This window comes from Pseudacidovorax sp. RU35E, from assembly GCF_900156165.1.
Classification (GTDB): Bacteria; Pseudomonadota; Gammaproteobacteria; order Burkholderiales; family Burkholderiaceae_C; genus Xenophilus.
Genome location: NZ_FTMY01000006.1, coordinates 24,294 through 40,831, shown reverse-complemented (window position 1 = coordinate 40,831; position 16,538 = coordinate 24,294). Strand labels below are relative to the sequence as shown.

Annotated in this window: 18 protein-coding genes; 14 read left to right on the top strand and 4 right to left on the bottom strand. The window is 67.8% G+C overall.

Annotated features, from left to right (window positions below; translation table 11 throughout):
* The first annotated feature begins 46 nt into the window (after positions 1-46).
* The 5 genes from hda (at position 47) to BXA03_RS12035 (ending at position 4,733) form a co-directional block, all read left to right on the top strand.
* Complete coding sequence (hda, locus tag BXA03_RS12055) at positions 47-730, top strand: DnaA regulatory inactivator Hda (protein ID WP_076507839.1); 684 nt, start codon at positions 47-49, stop codon at positions 728-730.
* A 46-nt stretch (positions 731-776) separates the two neighbouring features.
* Positions 777-2,417, top strand: coding sequence for a polynucleotide adenylyltransferase PcnB (gene pcnB / locus BXA03_RS12050; protein ID WP_076507837.1), 1,641 nt, complete (start codon positions 777-779; stop codon positions 2,415-2,417).
* A 62-nt stretch (positions 2,418-2,479) separates the two neighbouring features.
* On the top strand, positions 2,480-2,959 hold the full coding sequence (gene folK / locus BXA03_RS12045; RefSeq protein WP_076507834.1) for a 2-amino-4-hydroxy-6-hydroxymethyldihydropteridine diphosphokinase: 480 nt from the start codon (positions 2,480-2,482) through the stop codon (positions 2,957-2,959).
* Between the two features lie 99 nt (positions 2,960-3,058).
* Positions 3,059-3,703: a DUF47 domain-containing protein gene (locus BXA03_RS12040; protein ID WP_017759823.1), complete on the top strand. Its 645-nt coding sequence runs from the start codon at positions 3,059-3,061 to the stop codon at positions 3,701-3,703.
* Positions 3,704-3,722: 19 nt separating this feature from the next.
* A complete protein-coding gene (locus BXA03_RS12035) occupies positions 3,723-4,733 on the top strand; it encodes an inorganic phosphate transporter (protein WP_076507831.1) in 1,011 nt (336 codons plus the stop codon).
* A gap of 28 nt (positions 4,734-4,761) precedes the next feature.
* Here BXA03_RS12035 and BXA03_RS12030 read toward each other — a convergent pair whose 3' ends face one another.
* Both BXA03_RS12030 and BXA03_RS12025 read right to left on the bottom strand, forming a co-directional pair.
* Positions 4,762-5,262 carry an NINE protein gene (locus BXA03_RS12030; RefSeq protein ID WP_076507828.1) on the bottom strand — a complete coding sequence of 167 codons (501 nt, stop codon included), beginning with the start codon at positions 5,260-5,262 and terminating at the stop codon, positions 4,762-4,764.
* 9 nt (positions 5,263-5,271) lie between these two features.
* Complete coding sequence (locus BXA03_RS12025) at positions 5,272-5,799, bottom strand: GNAT family N-acetyltransferase (RefSeq protein WP_076507825.1); 528 nt, start codon at positions 5,797-5,799, stop codon at positions 5,272-5,274.
* 152 nt (positions 5,800-5,951) lie between these two features.
* Here BXA03_RS12025 and rpsP point away from each other — a divergent pair, with 152 nt between their 5' ends.
* The 7 genes from rpsP to hisC all read left to right on the top strand — a co-directional run bounded on the left by rpsP (position 5,952) and on the right by hisC (position 11,189).
* Positions 5,952-6,227 (top strand): 30S ribosomal protein S16, encoded by a 276-nt coding sequence (gene rpsP / locus BXA03_RS12020; protein WP_076507822.1) that lies wholly within the window; start codon positions 5,952-5,954, stop codon positions 6,225-6,227.
* Positions 6,228-6,244: 17 nt separating this feature from the next.
* The gene (gene rimM / locus BXA03_RS12015; RefSeq protein ID WP_076507819.1) at positions 6,245-6,805 is read left to right on the top strand and encodes a ribosome maturation factor RimM; all 561 of its coding nucleotides are present in this window, start codon (positions 6,245-6,247) and stop codon (positions 6,803-6,805) included.
* A 30-nt stretch (positions 6,806-6,835) separates the two neighbouring features.
* Positions 6,836-7,594 (top strand): tRNA (guanosine(37)-N1)-methyltransferase TrmD, encoded by a 759-nt coding sequence (trmD, locus tag BXA03_RS12010; RefSeq protein ID WP_076507816.1) that lies wholly within the window; start codon positions 6,836-6,838, stop codon positions 7,592-7,594.
* A gap of 148 nt (positions 7,595-7,742) precedes the next feature.
* On the top strand, positions 7,743-8,126 hold the full coding sequence (gene rplS, locus BXA03_RS12005) for a 50S ribosomal protein L19 (protein WP_076507813.1): 384 nt from the start codon (positions 7,743-7,745) through the stop codon (positions 8,124-8,126).
* Positions 8,127-8,216: 90 nt separating this feature from the next.
* On the top strand, positions 8,217-8,975 hold the full coding sequence (locus BXA03_RS12000) for a CoA pyrophosphatase (RefSeq protein ID WP_076507810.1): 759 nt from the start codon (positions 8,217-8,219) through the stop codon (positions 8,973-8,975).
* Positions 8,976-9,050: 75 nt separating this feature from the next.
* Complete coding sequence (locus BXA03_RS11995; RefSeq protein WP_076507808.1) at positions 9,051-10,043, top strand: CobD/CbiB family protein; 993 nt, start codon at positions 9,051-9,053, stop codon at positions 10,041-10,043.
* A 60-nt stretch (positions 10,044-10,103) separates the two neighbouring features.
* Entirely contained in the window at positions 10,104-11,189 is a 1,086-nt protein-coding gene (hisC, locus tag BXA03_RS11990; RefSeq protein WP_076507805.1) for a histidinol-phosphate transaminase, read from the top strand.
* 62 nt (positions 11,190-11,251) lie between these two features.
* Here hisC and rsgA read toward each other — a convergent pair whose 3' ends face one another.
* Both rsgA and BXA03_RS11980 read right to left on the bottom strand, forming a co-directional pair.
* Complete coding sequence (gene rsgA, locus BXA03_RS11985) at positions 11,252-12,220, bottom strand: ribosome small subunit-dependent GTPase A (protein WP_369822420.1); 969 nt, start codon at positions 12,218-12,220, stop codon at positions 11,252-11,254.
* A 7-nt stretch (positions 12,221-12,227) separates the two neighbouring features.
* Positions 12,228-13,496, bottom strand: coding sequence for a M48 family metallopeptidase (locus tag BXA03_RS11980; RefSeq protein ID WP_076507803.1), 1,269 nt, complete (start codon positions 13,494-13,496; stop codon positions 12,228-12,230).
* 69 nt (positions 13,497-13,565) lie between these two features.
* Between BXA03_RS11980 and orn the strand changes: the two genes are divergently transcribed.
* Both orn and BXA03_RS11970 read left to right on the top strand, forming a co-directional pair.
* A complete protein-coding gene (orn, locus tag BXA03_RS11975; RefSeq protein WP_076507801.1) occupies positions 13,566-14,150 on the top strand; it encodes an oligoribonuclease in 585 nt (194 codons plus the stop codon).
* A gap of 275 nt (positions 14,151-14,425) precedes the next feature.
* Positions 14,426-16,345, top strand: a complete 1,920-nt coding sequence (locus BXA03_RS11970) for a DEAD/DEAH box helicase (RefSeq protein WP_076507798.1) — start codon at positions 14,426-14,428, stop codon at positions 16,343-16,345.
* Positions 16,346-16,538 lie beyond the last annotated feature (193 nt).

Sequence of the window (16,538 nt, the reverse complement as noted above, 5' to 3'; positions counted from 1 at the left end):
CCCTGCCGCATCCCTACATCCCTCCGCCGCCTTCCATCTCCCTCGCATGAAGCAGCTCGCGCTCGACATCGGCCTGCAGACAGCGCCGACGCTGGCGAGCTTCCACGTCGGACCCAATGAGGAGGCGGTGGCCCATCTGCGGGCCTGGGTGGGCACGGGCCGGGGCACGCTGCACTCGCCGGTACCGATCTATCTCTGGGGCGAATCGGGCACCGGCAAGACGCATCTGCTCGAGTCGGTGGCCGCGGCCCTGTATGACCAGGGCGCGCGGTTGGGCTGGATGCACCCAGGCCTCTACGACCCACCCCCCTTCGACGAGCAATGGGACGCCGTGCTGATGGACGACGTGCACCTGTACGACACCGTGCAGCAGCAGGCGGCCTTCAGCTGGTTCGTGCAGGCGCAGTCGCTGCAGTGCGGCGTGGTGGCGGCGGGCGAGCTGCCGCCGGCCGACCTCAAGCTGCGCGAGGACCTGCGCACGCGGCTGGCCTGGGGCCATGTGTTCCAGCTGCAGCTGCTGAGCGAGGCGGAGCGGCGGGCGGTGCTGCACGAGCTCGCCTCGGCGCGCGGCCTCAAGCTGCCGCCGGAGGTGGTCGACTACATGCTGCACCGCTTCAGCCGCGACCTGGGCAGCCTCATCGAGCTGCTCAAGAAGCTCGACGGTTATGCGCTGCAGACGCAGCGTGCCATCACCATCCCGCTGGTGCGGCACATGCTCGAGAACGAATGAAGATTTTCCGGGCCGCCCTGCGGGGGCGGCCCGACACACGGATTCCATGATCAAGCAATTCATCGACAAGATCCTGGCCAAGACGGGCTCGGCCCGCGGCGGCCGTTCGCGCTTCGGCAAGCGCCAGGAAGTGGATGCCAGCGTGCACCGCATCGACCCCGCCCTGGTGGACGAGCGGGCCAAGAACGTGGTGACCACGCTGCAGCAGGCCGGCTTCGAGGCCTACATCGTCGGCGGCGCAGTGCGCGACCTGCTGCTGGGCCTGAAGCCCAAGGATTTCGACGTCGCCACCAACGCCACGCCGGAAGAGGTCAAGGGCCTGTTCCGTCGCGCCTTCATCATCGGCCGGCGCTTCCGCATCGTGCACGTGGTGTACGGCCGCGGGCGCGAGCACGAGGTGATCGAGGTCTCGACCTTCCGCGCCTACATGGAGGCCGGCGCCGCCGAGCAGGTGGCCGGCAACGAGCGCACCAGCAAGAGCGAACTCTCGGCCATGAAGCATGCCGTGGACGCCAGCGGCCGCGTGCTGCGCGACAACGTCTGGGGGCCGCAGGACGAGGACGCCGCGCGGCGCGACTTCACCGTCAACGCGATGTATTACGACCCGGCGCGGCAGATCGTGGTGGACTACCACAACGGCATCCGCGACGCGCAGAAGCTGGTGCTGCGCATGATCGGCGACCCCGCCACGCGCTACCGCGAGGACCCGGTGCGCATCGTGCGCGCCATCCGCTTCTCGGCCAAGCTCGCGGCCCTGGGCTTCAAGATGGACGCCAAGACGGCGGCGCCGCTGGTCGAATCAGCCCGGTTGCTGGCCGACGTGCCGCAGAGCCGCATGTTCGACGAGATGCTCAAGCTGTTGCAGACCGGCCATGCGCTGGCCAGCATCGCGCAGCTGCGCACACTGGGTCTGGCGCGAGGCATCTATCCGCTGCTCGACGTGGTGGTGGAGCGCGCCGACTTGCCTTTCGTGAAGGCCGCGCTGGCCGACACCGACCGCCGCGTGGGCGAGGGCAAACCGGTGGCCGCCAGCTTCCTGCTGGCCTGCGTGCTGTGGAGCGACGTGCGTGAAGGCTGGCAGGCGCGCCTCAAGGAGCGCCCGGGCCAGCGTGCGCAGCCGCCTGTCCCTGCACTGCAGGATGCCATCGACGACGTCTTCAACACCCGCATCGGCGACGTGTCGGGCCGCGGCAAGCTGGCCGCGGACATGCGCGAGATCTGGATGATGCAGCCGCGCTTCGACAAGCGTGTCGGCAGCACGCCCTACGGCCTGGTGGAGCAGGCGCGCTTCCGCGCCGGCTTCGACTTCATGCGCCTGCGTGCCGACATCGGCGAGGTGGACGAGGCGATTGCCGAGTGGTGGCAGGAATTCAGCACCGCCGACGACATCCGCCGCGAGGACCTGATCGAGCAGGTGCGGGCGGAGCAGCGCAAGGCGCAGTCGGGCAACCGCGCGCCCCGCGTTCACACGCGCAGCCCTCGTGCCGTGGCGCCTGCGTCGACGGGCGGCGGTGAACCGACCGAGGCCGCCCTGGGCGAACAGACCGGCGATGGCGAGGACGCCCTGGTGCCCGCGGACGGCGAGGGCGGGGCACCGCGCAAGCGCCGCCGGCGTCGCAAGCCGCGCGGCGCCGGCGGCGTGGCGGGTGGGGGCGACGCGGGCGGCTCCTCGCCCGACGCTGCGTGAGCCTCGCGCCGGGCGCGCCAGCGGCTGGCCCCATTGCCAACGAAGCCGCGGCGAGCCCAGGCATGCATGCCGCACCCGAAGCGCCCTGCGTGCGCGCCTACGTGGCGCTCGGCGCCAACCTCGGCGACGCCCAAGCGGCCGTGGTTCGTGCACTTGCCGATCTTGGCGGTCTGCCGCAGACGCGGCTGGTCGCCCGCTCCAGCCTCTACCGCAGCGCGCCCATCGATGCCGGCGGCCCGGACTTCATCAATGCGGTCGCGGGCCTCGAGACGCAGCTGGCGCCGCTTGATCTCCTCGATGAACTGCAGCGCCTGGAGCTCGAAGCGGGCCGCGAGCGACCGTATCGCAACGCGCCGCGTACGCTTGATCTGGACCTGCTGCTCTATGGCGATGCCCGCATCGGCGAGCCGCGCCTGGTTGTGCCCCATCCGCGGATGCATGAGCGGGCCTTCGTGCTGTTGCCGCTGGCGGAAATCGCGCCCGAGCGGGTCGATGCGGCTCAGCTCGCAACCGTGGTCGGCCAGGCCATCCAGCGCCTCTGAAGCACCCGTTGGGGCGGCCTGCAGGCGCTGCCCTTTACACTTGCGGGTTGCTCGGGTGTCATCACCCTGTCGCATCTTTCGTGTAAGGACGCCAATTTCATGCTCGGCAAGCTGCTGCCCCGCGAGGGCAATTTCTTTGAGATGTTCAACCAGCATGCCGAGCGCATCGTCGAGGCCGCACGGGCTTTCGAACAGCTGGTCGCCAACTACAACGACGTGCACCTGCGGGAGCAGTACAACCGCGACGTCGACAACGCCGAACGTGCGGCCGACCGGGTGACGCATGACGTCAACCTGCTGCTGCACAAGACATTCATCACCCCCATCGACCGCGAGCAGATCCACAAGCTCATCAACACGATGGACGATGTGGCCGACCTGATCCAGGATTGCGCCGAGACCATGGCGCTGTACGACGTGCGGCAGATGACGGACGAGATCTCCCGCCTGACCGCCTTGTCGGTCAAGTGCTGCGGCCGCCTCAAGGATGCCGTCAAGTACCTGGGCAAGATCGCCGATCCGGCCGTGGCCGAGGCCACGCTCAAGACCTGCGAAGAGATCGACCGCATCGAATCCGATGCCGACCGCGTCATGCGCAGCGCCATGAGCAAGCTTTTCCGCGAGGAGCCCGACGTGCGCGAGGTGATCAAGCTCAAGGCCATCTACGAGCTGCTGGAGACGGTCACCGACAAATGCGAGGACGTGGCCAACGTGATCGAGGGCATCATCCTCGAGAACTCCTGAACCGCCGGGAGAAGTCTCCATGGCAACGGTGCAGGTCGCCCTCTGGGTGGTGGTGGTGCTGGTCGCGCTGGCCATCGCCTTCGACTTCATGAACGGCTTCCACGATGCGGCGAATTCCATCGCCACCGTGGTGTCCACCGGCGTGCTCAAGCCGGGCCAGGCGGTGCTCTTCGCCGCTTTCTTCAACCTGGTTGCGATCTTCGTCTTCCACCTCAGCGTGGCGGCGACGGTGGGCAAGGGCATCGCCCATGCCAACGTGATCGACGTGCACGTGGTGTTCGGTGCATTGATCGGTGCCATCAGCTGGAACCTCGTCACCTGGTACTACGGCATTCCCAGCAGCTCCTCGCATGCGCTGATCGGCGGCATCGTGGGCGCGGTGATGGCCAAGACCGGCACCTCGGGCCTGGTGGGCGCCGGCATCTGGAAGACGGTGGCCTTCATCTTCGTCTCGCCGCTGCTGGGCTTCCTGCTTGGCTCGCTGATGATGGTGGCGGTGGCCTGGACATTCCGCCGCGCAACGCCCTCGAAGGTGGACCGCTGGTTCCGGCGCCTGCAGCTGGTCTCTGCCGGGGCCTACAGCCTGGGCCACGGCGGCAACGATGCGCAGAAGACCATCGGCATCATCTGGATGCTGCTGCTGGCCACGGGCTACGCCTCGACGGCCGATTCGGCGCCGCCGACCTGGGTGGTCGTGGCCTGCTACACGGCCATTGCCATGGGCACCATGTTCGGGGGATGGCGCATCGTGCGCACGATGGGCCAGAAGATCACCAAGCTCAAGCCCGTGGGCGGCTTCTGTGCCGAGACGGGCGGGGCGCTGACGCTGTTCCTGGCGACGGCGCTGGGCATCCCGGTGTCGACCACGCACACGATCACCGGTGCCATCGTCGGTGTGGGCGCCACGCAGCGGGCGAGCGCGGTACGTTGGGGTGTGGCGGGCAACATCGTGTGGGCGTGGATCTTCACCATTCCCGCCGCCGCCTTCGTGGCGGCCATCGCCTACTGGCTGAGCATGCAGCTCTTTTGAGGGGACGGGCTGCCGGCCGCGCGTCGGCCTATTGCGAGATGCGGCGGCCTTCCTCGATCTGGTGCTCGAAGTAGCGTTGGAAGCTGAAGACGATGCTCGACATCAGCACCGTCGCGCCGATCAGCAGTGCAAGCACGACGGCACCGATGGTGAACCAACTGGTGCCACCCGGCGCCGCATCGGGCGCGAGTTGGGGGTTGTGCTTGGCATTCCAGCGTTCCGGGGTCATCAGGCCATAGATGATGGCCATCAGCGCGCAGCCCGCGATGGTGAAGCCCAGAAGCGGGATGAGCACCCAGCTCCAGCCGTCGTCCAGCCCGTACATGCGGGCCCGCTCGACGCCGTAGAGGCCCAGCGCGGTCGGGATCGGCAGCAGCCAGCCCAGCATGTCGCCCAGGCCGTGGAGGTAGAAGCGGTGCAGCCCCAGCGGGCCGCCCACAAAGGCGAGCCACGCTGCGATGGTCTTGCTGCGGGGGCTGCGCACGGGAACGGCGCCGGGGACCGTCCCGGCCTGGGTGTCGATGGTCATGGCGTGTCCTTATTCGGGTGACGTGCTGCTGCCTTCGCCGAGCACCTTGTCCATCAGCACCACATCGCGCCACTGGCCGAACTTCCAGCCGCAGTCCTTGATGACGCCGACCTGCGCGAAGCCCAGCTTGCGGTGGACGCCGACCGAGCCGGCGTTGGCCGAATCGCCGATCACCGCGATGAGCTTGCGCACCCCGGCCGCCTGCGCCGCCTCGATCAGGGCTTCGAGGAGCCGCGCGCCCAGGCCCATGCCGCGCGCCGCGTCGGCGATGTAGATCGAGTCTTCCGCGGAATAGCGATAAGCCGGACGTGGCTTGAACCAGTTGCAGTAGGCGAAGCCGAGCACATCGCCCGCCTCGCCCTGGGCCACCAGATACGGCAGGCCCTTGGCCAGCACGTCAGCGCGGCGGTGGGTCATGTCGGTCTGGGTCGGTGCCTCGGTCTCGAAGGTGCCCGTGCCGTGCAGGACATGGTGGGCATAGATGGCCGTGATGGCCGCCAGGTCTTCGTCGCGGCTCGGTCGGATGGTCAGATGCATGGGGGTGGGCGGAAGGGCGCTATACTCGCGGGCTTTTCAGCGTGTCGCTGGCCGGGTGGCCATGTCGCGTGTCTCAACGCTGGAGAAGAATTCACCGGCCGATCCCAGGCATTCCCTGAAACCTGCGGCCGGCTCCACCCCAAGGATAAATCATGGTCGTCATTCGACTCTCCCGCGGCGGCTCCAAGGGCCGTCCGTTCTTCAACATCGTCGTTTCCGACAAGCGCACCCGTCGTGACGGCCGCTTCATCGAGCGCCTTGGCTTCTACAACCCCACCGCCCGTGGCGGCGAGGAAAGCATCCGCATCGCCCAGGACCGCCTGGCGTACTGGAAGAGCGTCGGCGCCCAGGCGTCGCCCACCGTCGTGCGCCTGATCAAGCAGGCCGGCTCCGCCGCGCCGGCCGCTGCCGAGCAAGCCGCCGCCTGATCGGCGGGCCGTCGCCGATGCTGCCCACGCTCGACGCTGCCGAACTGCCGGCGGATGCCATCGAAGTCGGGCGCATCGTCGATGCCTGGGGCATTAAGGGCTGGTTCAAGGTCCTGCCCCACAGCGCCAAGCCGGAGGCGCTGTTCACGTCCAAGCGCTGGTTCCTCCAGCCGCCTGGCAATGATCGCCAGGTCTTCCGACTGCCCATCCGAGAAGCCCGCGAGCACACCGACTGCATCGTCGCTCATTCCGACGAAGTGCCCGATCGCAACGCGGCCGAGGCCCTGCGCGGTGCGCGCATCTTCGTACCGCGTTCGCTGTTTCCGACGCCGGGTGACGACGAGTACTACTGGGTCGACCTCGTCGGCCTGTCGGTCGTCAACCGCGATGGCGTGGCCCTCGGCATGGTGCGCGAGCTGCTGGCCACCGGGCCACAGACGACGCTGGTCCTCGAGGTGCCGCCCGCCGCCGAAGGCGACAAGCCGGGCGAGCGTCTGATTCCCTTTGTCTCCGCCATCGTCGACAAGGTCGACCTGGCCGGCCGCCTCATCGTGGCCGATTGGCAGCCCGATTACTGACCGGGCTCGGCGGCCCGAGCGGGGACGCACATGCGCTTCGACGTCCTGACCCTCTTTCCCGAGCTATTTGCGCCCTTCCTGGCCAACGGCATCACCCGCCGTGCCTTTGCGTCGGGGCAGGTGGACGTTCGCTTCTGGAATCCACGAGACTTCGCCGACGGCAACTACCGCCGCGTCGACGACCGGCCGTTCGGTGGTGGCCCCGGCATGGTCATGATGGCCGAGCCCATGTCCCGTTGCGCGGAGGCTGCCTTCACCGATCGTGGCGAGCGGGTGCCGGTGGTGCTGTTCTCTCCGATTGGCGAGCCGCTGCGGCATGCGGCCGTGAGCGAATGGTCTGCCGGTGTGGGCGCATTGCTGGTGTGTGGCCGCTATGAGGGCCTGGATCAACGCTTCATCGACCGCTACGTCACCCACCAGATCAGCCTCGGTGACTTCGTGCTCTCTGGCGGCGAACTGGCCGCGCTGGCGTTGCTCGATGCGGTTGCGCGCCTGCAGCCTGGGGTGCTCGGCGACGCAGACAGCCACGCGCAGGACAGCTTCAATCCGGCGCTCGATGGCCTGCTGGACTGTCCCCACTACACCCGGCCCGAGATCTGGCAAGGTGAGGCCGTACCGACCCCGCTGATGTCAGGCCACCATGCGCAGATCGAGCGCTGGCGCCGCGAGCAGCGGCTGACCATCACGGCCCTGCGGCGGCCGGAACTGATCGACGCGGCCCGCGCCGAGGGCCGGCTGCAGACGCGAGATGAGCAGTTCTTGCAGGAACTGCGGCGCGGCGCGCTATAATCGCGGGCTTTTCCGATCCTCTGTCCGGCCGCGGCCATCGTCCAGAAGCCTTGCTTCCTGGGGCCGGCGCCCTCCACGAACTTCACGTGTGAGCTGGCACCGGCAGCCGCCTTCAGTGCAGCGCGGACACGATCCTTCGCAGGAAACCATGAACCTCATCCAGACCCTCGAACAAGAGGAAATCGCCCGCCTGGGCAAGAAGATCCCCGAATTCGCACCTGGCGACACCGTGATCGTCAGCGTCAACGTCGTCGAAGGCACCCGCAAGCGCGTGCAGGCCTACGAAGGCGTGGTCATTGCCAAGCGCAACCGCGGTCTGAACAGCGCCTTCACCGTGCGCAAGATCTCCAGCGGCGAAGGCGTCGAGCGGACCTTCCAGACCTACAGCCCGCTGATCGCCGGCATCGAAGTCAAGCGTCGCGGTGATGTGCGTCGCGCCAAGCTGTACTACCTGCGCGAGCGCAGTGGCCGTTCCGCCCGCATCAAGGAAAAGCTGCCGGGCAAGGCCTCCAACGCGGCCGCCGCGAACTGATTCGCGCCGTGCAGGCAGGATCGGTGAACGTTCCTGCCGCCCGCACCGGGCCGCCTTCGGGCGGCCTTTTTCATTGCAGTGCATTTCGCCATGTCCCTGAGTCCTGAATCCCCCTTGTCCGGCACCCCGGACCATGCACCGCCCGAGGTGGTCAATGCGGTCGGCACGCCGACTGGGGCGGTGACGGATCCACGCATGGTGCCGGTCACGCGTGTCGACCATGACCTGCCGGCAGTGCCCCCAGCTCGCCTCACTGCGGACGCTTTGCGGGCGCGCTTTTCCTTGTCGGGCAGTCTCATGTGGACACCCGAAGTGCGTCGCGAGCCCAGTCTGACGCGCCGCAGCCCCGCCCCGGCGGCCGTCCTCGTTCCGATCGTCCTGCGCGACGAGCCCATGGTGCTGCTGACCGAGCGGGCGACCCGCATGTCTACCCACTCGGGTCAGATCGCCTTTCCGGGCGGGCGGGTGGACCCCGGCGATGTGACCATCGCCGCCGCGGCGTTGCGTGAGGCGTGGGAAGAGGTCGGCCTCGACGCGAGTTTCGTCGAGGTGCTGGGTGAATTGCCCACGTACACCACGATCACGGCCTTCGTCGTGACGCCGGTCGTGGCGCTGGTGCAGCCAGGCTTCGCCCTGCGCCCCAATCCGGCGGAGGTGGCCGACGTGTTCGAGGTGCCGCTCGCCTTCCTCATGAATCCCGCTCACCATCGCCGCCACCACCTCGAAGGCGAAGGACCTGCAGCACGGCATTTCTTCTCGATGCCCTACCAGGATGGCGCGCATGAGCGCTTTGTGTGGGGTGCCACGGCCGGCATGCTGCGCAATCTCTATCGCTTCCTGTCCGCATGACGGCAGCCTGCGCGCGGGCATGGCCGGCATCGTTGTGACCCCGAGCGGCGTGCAGGGCGGTCTTATCATTCTTCGATGAGCTTCTTTGCCATCCTGTGTGCGCTGCTGATCGAGCAGGTCCGGCCGCTGGCATCCGACAACCCGGCGGCTCGCGCGGCGCTGGCCTGGACGCGGTGGACGAGCCGCAACTTCGACGCCGGCAAGCCGCATCATGGGTGGGTCGCATGGTCGTTGGCTGTCGGCGTGCCCAGCCTGCTGGCGCTGGGCCTGCATTGGTTGCTGATGCTCACGCTGGGCGCGCCGTTTGCGCTGATCTGGAGCGTCGGCGTGCTCTATGTCACGCTGGGCTTTAGGCAGTTCAGCCATCACTTCACGGAGATCCGCGACGCGCTCGACGTGGGCGACGAGGCACTGGCGCGCAGCCTGCTCGCGCGCTGGCAGCGGGTCGACGCCGAGGAGTTGCCGCGCAGCGAGATCGTGCGGCATGTGATCGAATATTCGGTCATCGCAGCCCATCGCCATGTGTTGGGGGTGCTGGCGTGGTTCTCGCTCGGGGCTCTGCTGGGTCTGGGGCCGGCCGGGGCCGTGTTCTATCGCATGAGCGAATTTGTCGGCCGCTACTGGGCTTACAAGCACAACGCCATGAGCCAGCCTGCGAGTGTCGCGGTACAGCAGGCCGCGGACCGCGCGTGGACGGTGATCGACTGGCTGCCCGCCCGCATCACGGCCTTGGGCTTCGCGGTGGTGGGCAGCTTCGAGGAGGCCGTCGATGCCTGGCGCAACGATGCGCGGAATTTTCCGGGTGTGAACGATGGCGTGATCCTTGCCGCCACCTCCGGCGCGCTGAATGTGCGCCTTGGGGGTGAGCAGCTGCGCTCCAGCCGACCGGTGGCCGATGCGCTGCTCGACCTCGATCCGGCCGGCGCGTCCATGCCGGCCGGCGGCGGCACGTCGGGGCGTGAGCCCGAGCCCGCCCACCTGCGCAGCGTGGTGGGCTTGGTCTGGCGGTCCGTGGTGCTGTGGATGCTGTTGTTGGCGCTGCTCACGCTGGCGCGTCTGCTGGGCTGACGCGCGCCCGTCTTCATCTCTTGTTTTCAATGCCCGGCGCTGCGCCGTGTGGCGAGCCTCATGTCCCAACCCGCCTCTGTATTCTGGAGTCCGCGCATCGCGGATCTCGAGCCCTACGTGCCCGGCGAGCAGCCGCGTATCGCCGACCTGGTCAAGCTCAACACCAACGAGCATCCGAGTGCGCCGTCCGCCCGGGTGATTGCTGCCATCACCGAAGCCGCGCGGGAAGGACTTCAGCGCTACCCGGACCCCGAGTCCACGCAGTTGCGCGAGGCCATCGCCCGCCGCCACGCGCTGCAGGCCAACCAGGTGTTCGTGGGGAACGGGTCCGACGAGGTGCTGAGCCACGCTTTTCTGGCTTTCTTCCAGCGTGACGAGCCGCTGCTCTTTCCAGACGTCACTTACAGCTTCTACCGGGTCTGGACGCAGTTGCACGGCATCGAGGCCACGGAGGTGCCCGTCGGCGAGGCTTTGCAGATCGACATCGAGGCGTTGGCCTACCGGGCCGCGCAGGGTTGTGCGGGCGTGGTGATCGCCAATCCCAACGCGCCGACAGGTCAGGGGCTGCCGCTGGCTGTCATCGAACGGCTGCTGCTCGCCTGTCCGCCGCGCGTGGTTCTCGTGGACGAGGCCTATGTGGATTTCGGTGCCGAGAGCGCGGCGGCGCTGGTGGACGCCCATCCCAATCTGCTGGTCGTGCAGACCCTGTCCAAATCGCGCGCGCTCGCGGGCCTGCGCGTAGGCTTCGCGCTAGGGCAGGCGCCGCTCATCGAGGCCCTGGCCCGCATCAAGAACAGCTTCAATTCCTACCCGCTCGACCGGCTGGCACAGGCCGGCGCCCTGGCGGCCATCGAGGACGAGGCATGGTTCAGCGCGCAGTGCCGTGCGGTGATCGACACGCGCGAAGGGCTGACCCTGCAGCTGGAAGACCTCGGCTTCGAAGTGCTGCCGTCACAGGCCAACTTTGTGTTCGCGCGGCATCCGCAGCGCGATGCGGCCGCCCTGGCGGCCGCGCTGCGAGAACGGGCCGTGCTGGTACGGCATTTCCGGCAGCCTCGCATCGACCAGTGGCTGCGCATCAGCATCGGCACGCGGGCGCAGTGCAGCGCGTTGGTTGAGGCGGTGCAGGCGATCCTGGAGGGTTGAGGCGCGGGTTCGACTCGCCGCCAGGGCGCGCCGGAAGGCCGGGCCTGCGCCTGCGACGTCCTTCAGTACGCCGGTCGGCTCAGTTCGTCGAAAAGCTCGTTGTAGATGCGGTAGCGCATCGCGCTGATGTCCGCGTCGCTGCTGCCGTTGCGCTCTTCGCCTTCCACATGGTCGATGACGCCGCAGCCGGGCTCATGCCGATGCGTGCAGTTGTAGAAGCGGCATTCGCCAGTGTGGGCCGCGATGTCGGGCATCAGCGCCGGCAACTGCGTGGGCTCGATGTGATGAAGACCAAACTCCTGGAAACCCGGCGAATCGATGAGGGCCGTGCTGGCCGGCTTGTCCATCCAGTACCACGTGGTGGTCGTCGTGGTGTGCCGGCCCGAGTTGAGCGCCTGCGAGATCTCGCCCGTCTGGGCCAGCGCCGAGGGCACCAGCCGGTTGACCAGCGTGCTCTTGCCCACGCCCGAGGGGCCGAGGATGAGTGTGGTGCGGCCGGCCAGTTCGGCCTGCACCTCGGCCAGGCCCGAGGCGCCGTCGGCCTTCAGCGAAAGGGGCAACACCCCGTAGCCCATGCGGCGGTAGGGCGCGAGCCGCTCCCAGGCCGGCGAGAAGAGATCGGGCAGGTCGCTCTTGTTGAGCACGATCAACGCGCGGATGTGCTCGGCCTCGGCCGCGATCAGCGCACGCGTCAGCTGGTGCTCGGAAAAGTCGGGCTCCGCCGCAACCAGCATCAGGATCTGGTCCAGGTTCGCTGCAAAGGACTTGGTCCGGATCTCGTCCTGGCGGTAGAAGAGATTGCGGCGCGTCTCCACCCGCTCGATGGTGCCCTCGTCAGTACTCGGCAGCCATTGCACCCGGTCGCCCACCACGGCCTGGCTCTTCTTGCCGCGCGGGTGGCAGATGCGGCGCTCGCCGTCGGGCGACTCCACCAGGCAGTGGCGGCCATGGCTGCCCACCACCAGCCCCGCCTGCACCGTGCCGACGTTGGGCGCGGTGCCGTCGGGCGTGCTGTGCTTGCTGCGGCCCACGGCTGCCTCAGGCCACCACGGCCGGCTGCAGCCGCGCCAAGCGCTGCGCCGCCGGCGGGTGCGAGTAATAGAAGCCGACATACACCGGGTCCGGTGTCAGCGTGGAGGCATTGTCCTGGTGCAGCTTGAGCAGGGCGCGGGACAGGTCGGCACCATCGGCATGCGTGGCCGCGAAGGCGTCAGCCTCGAATTCGTCCCGACGCGACATGCGCGCCAGGACCGGCGAGACGAAGAAGCTGAACACCGGCACCACCAGCATGAACAGCAGCAGCGCCAGCGCGTCGTTGGGCGCCGCCATGTGCGGCTTCACGCCCAGCCCGGTGTAGAACCAGGCCTGGGCCGACAGCCATCCAAGTAGTGCGAAGGCCGCCAGGCTCAGCACCAGCATCAGGCCCATGCGACGGGTGATGTGGCGGTGCTTGAAGTGGCCCAGCTCGTGGGCCAGCACCGCTTCGACCTCGCCCGGCGTCAGCTGCCGCAGCAGCGTGTCGAAGAACACCACGCGCTTGGACCGGCCGAAGCCGGTGAAGTAGGCATTGGCGTGGGCGCTGCGGCGGCTACCGTCCATCACGAACAGGCCCTTCGCCGCGAAACCGCAGCGGGTCATCAGCGTCTGCACGCGCTGCTTGAGCGATTCATCGTCCAGCGGCGAGAACTTGTTGAACAGCGGGGCGATCCAGGTGGGGACGATGAACTGCAGCAGCAGCGTCCAGCCTGCAAGCGCCACCCAGGCCCAGAGCCACCAGAGCGGCCCGGCCGCACCCATCAGCCACAGCACCAGCGCGGCCAGCGGCAGGCCCAGCACCACGCCCAATGCTGTCCCCTTGAGCAGGTCGGCCAGCCAGAGCCGGGGCGTCATCTTGTTGAAGCCGAAGCGTTCCTCGAGTCGGAAGGTCTGCCACCAGGTGAAGGGCAGGTCGATCAGCCCGCCAATCAGGCTGAATGCGCCCAGCAGCGCGAGTTGCTGCCACATGCCGGTGCCGAGCCAGGCAGCCAGCGCTTTGTCCAGCAGGTCCAATCCTCCCAACAAGGTCCAGGCAATCAAGGTGGCCGCCCCCCAGGCGGCCTCGATCAGGCCGAATCGCATGCGCGCGACCGTGTAGTCGGCGGCCTTGCGGTGCGCCGCCAGATCGATGGTGCCGGCAAAGGGGGCGGGCACGGCGTCGCGATGCCGGGCCACATGGCGGATCTGGCGCGTCGCCAACCAGAAGCGCAGCAGCAATCCGGCACTGAGCGCGACGGCGAAAAGAAGGGTGAAGGCGAGGGAGGCGGACATGCGTGGCGCAGTGTAGTGGGCACCCACCGGCCCCATGGGGCGCCGTTGACTGTGGGCGAGAATGCCCGGATGTCCGCATCCCAAGCCTCATCCGTCCCGACCCTTTCCAAGAGCGACCAGAACCTCGTCTGGCTCGACTGCGAGATGAGCGGGCTCGATCCCGAGAAGGAGCGCCTGCTCGAGATCGCCGTCGTCGTCACCAGCCCCGACCTTTCGGTGCGCATCGATGGCCCCGTGCTCGTCGTCCATCAGAGCGATGCCCTGCTCGAAGCCATGGACGCGTGGAACAAGGGCACGCATGGCCGCAGCGGCCTGATCGACAAGGTGCGTGCGTCGACCGTCGACGAGGCGGCGGCTGAACAGCAGCTGCTCGACTTCATCGGCCGCTATGTTCCGCGCAGCGGCTCGCCGATGTGCGGCAACACCATCGGGCAGGATCGGCGCTTCCTGGTCAAGTACATGCCCCGCCTGGAGGCTTTCTTCCATTACCGCAACCTCGACGTCAGCACGCTCAAGGAGTTGGCGAAGCGCTGGAAGCCCACCGCCTATGCCGCCTTCAAGAAGCAGCAGGCGCATACGGCCTTGGCAGACGTGCACGAGTCCATCGACGAGCTGCTGCACTACCGCGACACCTTCTTGCGCCTGACGGATTAAGCATTTGCACAAAGCGGGATTAGGCAAAACCCTGAAGTCCTGCCATAATCGCGGGCTCGCTGCAAAACCAAGACCGCAGCGAGTTTGCGCATCTCCCTTCTTGCACATTGGTCGGCGGCTCCCGCACACAGCGGAACAGCTCGATGAACCCGACCACGGCGCCTGATCCTTTTGAACGGATCGCCTACGCGCCGATCGTCGTTGGATGGTTGATGTTTTTCTGAACCTCCAACGTGCCTGCCCCCTCGGGGCGGCGTGCGTTCACGATCAGTTTTATGACCGACTCCCTGCATGAGCAGGGCGCTGCTGCGCCTGTGCTCGACTCTTCCCTTTCCACCGAAATCATGGCCGATGGCCGCGCCGACGCGCCCCAAGCCGTCCTGGCCAACGATGTCGTCGCCGATGCGGCCGTGCCCGAAGGCCCGCATCCTTTTGCCGAACTGGGTCTGGCGCCTGAGCTCGTCGCCGCCGTGCGCGAACTGGGCTACACCGAGCCCACCGCCGTCCAGACGAAAACCATCCCGATGGCCATGCCTGGCAACGAAGAGCAGGACGCCAGCGCTGCCGGTTTCGTCGACCTGATGGTCTCCAGCCAGACGGGCAGCGGCAAGACCGCCGCCTTCCTGCTGCCCGTGCTACACACGCTGCTGCTGCAACAGCAGCGCGAAGAAGAAGAGGCCAAGGCCGAGTACGCCCGCCTGGCCGCCGAAGCCGCCGCCCGCGGCGAAGCACCGCCCAAGAAGCCCCGCCGCGTCAACCCCACGCAGTCGCGCAACTTCAAGGCGGCCGTCCCCGGCGCGCTGGTGCTGTGCCCCACGCGCGAACTGGCTCAACAGGTGGCCCACGACGCCATCGAACTGGTGCGTCACTGCCGCGGCCTGCGCATTGCCAACGTGGTGGGCGGCATGCCCTACCAATTGCAGATCGCCCGCCTGCAGAACGCCAATCTGGTGGTGGCCACGCCTGGCCGCCTGCTGGACCTGCAGCGTTCGATGCAGATCAAGCTGGACCAGGTGCGCTTCCTCGTCGTCGACGAGGCCGATCGCATGCTCGACCTGGGCTTCGCGGACGACCTGGCCGAGATCAACCAGCTGACCATCCAGCGCCAGCAGACCATGATGTTCAGCGCCACCTTCGCGCCGCGCATCCAGCAACTGGCCGCCCGCGTGATGCGCGAGCCGCGCAAGGTGCAGATCGACAGCCCGCAGCAGAAGCACGCCAACATCCGTCAGGTGCTGCACTGGGCCGACCACGCCACGCACAAGCGCGCGCTGCTCGACCATTGGCTGCGCGATCCCGCCATCCAGCAGGCCGTGGTCTTCGCCAGCACGCAGATCGAATGCGATGGTTTGGCCAATGACCTGCAGCAAGCCGGCTTCTCTGCCGTGGCGCTGCATGGCGCTCTGAGCCAGGGCCTGCGCAACCGCCGCCTGATGGCGCTGCGCAATGGCCAGGTCCAGATCCTGGTGGCCACCGACGTCGCCGCCCGCGGCATCGACGTGCCGACGATCAGTCACGTCTTCAACTTCGGCCTGCCGATGAAGTCGGAGGACTACACCCACCGCATCGGCCGCACCGGCCGCGCCGGCCGTGACGGCATCGCCGTCACCTTCGCAGAGTTCCGCGACCAGCGCCGCATCTTCGATATCGAAGCCTTCACGAAGCAGCAGTTCCAGCCCGAGGTGATCGAAGGCATGGAGCCGACGCGCCGTGCGCCGACGGCCCAGCCGCCGCGTGGCGGCGCGGGCCGGGGCCGTAGTGGTCCGGCCGGGCGCCAAGGCGACGATCGCCGCCGCTCCCCCGGCTTTGCTGGCGGTGGCCGTGCCCAGGGTTGGGGTGAGTCGTCAGGCGGGGCGCGTCACGGCGGCCAGCGCTCGCAAGGCTTCGACAGCGGCGCGCGCGCCGGCGGTGGCTTTGGCCGGCCTCAGGGTGACGAAGGTTTTGGCGGTGGCCATCGCGGCCGCCAAGAGGGCTTCGGCGGCCAGCGTCCAGGCGAAGGCTTCGCAGGTCATCGTGGACACAACGAAGGCTTTGGCGGTCGTGGACATGGCGAGGGCTTTGGTGGTCCTCGCGCGCATGGCGATGGCCGTCGGCCGGCTCCCGCTGCGCGCGACGGTCGTCCGGCAGGCGCCGGTCGTGGCAACGGCGGCAAATCTTTTTCGGGTCGTGCCTTCGTTCCGCGTGACCGAGGCTGAAAAGCGTGTCATAATCCCACTTCTTCGGGCCGTTAGCTCAGTTGGTTAGAGCAGAGGACTTGAAGGGCAGCAGCCTAAAGGTGTCTCGGCGCCAAAGGGTGAGGCCCGACGGGTTGCTCAAGGTAAGTTCACTCTGCCTTGAAGTAGAACTTCTCAAATTCGGCGAACGCTAACGTGCTCTTCCGAGCGCCAG

Excerpts from the sequence above, each read along its gene's own strand:
- hda (WP_076507839.1), top strand. The coding sequence starts at position 47 with ATGAAGCAGCTCGCGCTCGACATCGGCCTGCAGACAGCGCCGACGCTG.
- pcnB (WP_076507837.1), top strand. The coding sequence starts at position 777 with ATGATCAAGCAATTCATCGACAAGATCCTGGCCAAGACGGGCTCGGCC.
- folK (WP_076507834.1), top strand. The coding sequence starts at position 2,480 with ATGCATGCCGCACCCGAAGCGCCCTGCGTGCGCGCCTACGTGGCGCTC.
- BXA03_RS12040 (WP_017759823.1), top strand. The coding sequence starts at position 3,059 with ATGCTCGGCAAGCTGCTGCCCCGCGAGGGCAATTTCTTTGAGATGTTC.
- BXA03_RS12035 (WP_076507831.1), top strand. The coding sequence starts at position 3,723 with ATGGCAACGGTGCAGGTCGCCCTCTGGGTGGTGGTGGTGCTGGTCGCG.
- BXA03_RS12030 (WP_076507828.1), bottom strand. The coding sequence starts at position 5,262 with ATGACCATCGACACCCAGGCCGGGACGGTCCCCGGCGCCGTTCCCGTG.
- BXA03_RS12025 (WP_076507825.1), bottom strand. The coding sequence starts at position 5,799 with ATGCATCTGACCATCCGACCGAGCCGCGACGAAGACCTGGCGGCCATC.
- rpsP (WP_076507822.1), top strand. The coding sequence starts at position 5,952 with ATGGTCGTCATTCGACTCTCCCGCGGCGGCTCCAAGGGCCGTCCGTTC.
- rimM (WP_076507819.1), top strand. The coding sequence starts at position 6,245 with ATGCTGCCCACGCTCGACGCTGCCGAACTGCCGGCGGATGCCATCGAA.
- trmD (WP_076507816.1), top strand. The coding sequence starts at position 6,836 with ATGCGCTTCGACGTCCTGACCCTCTTTCCCGAGCTATTTGCGCCCTTC.
- rplS (WP_076507813.1), top strand. The coding sequence starts at position 7,743 with ATGAACCTCATCCAGACCCTCGAACAAGAGGAAATCGCCCGCCTGGGC.
- BXA03_RS12000 (WP_076507810.1), top strand. The coding sequence starts at position 8,217 with ATGTCCCTGAGTCCTGAATCCCCCTTGTCCGGCACCCCGGACCATGCA.
- BXA03_RS11995 (WP_076507808.1), top strand. The coding sequence starts at position 9,051 with ATGAGCTTCTTTGCCATCCTGTGTGCGCTGCTGATCGAGCAGGTCCGG.
- hisC (WP_076507805.1), top strand. The coding sequence starts at position 10,104 with ATGTCCCAACCCGCCTCTGTATTCTGGAGTCCGCGCATCGCGGATCTC.
- BXA03_RS11980 (WP_076507803.1), bottom strand. The coding sequence starts at position 13,496 with ATGTCCGCCTCCCTCGCCTTCACCCTTCTTTTCGCCGTCGCGCTCAGT.
- orn (WP_076507801.1), top strand. The coding sequence starts at position 13,566 with ATGTCCGCATCCCAAGCCTCATCCGTCCCGACCCTTTCCAAGAGCGAC.
- BXA03_RS11970 (WP_076507798.1), top strand. The coding sequence starts at position 14,426 with ATGACCGACTCCCTGCATGAGCAGGGCGCTGCTGCGCCTGTGCTCGAC.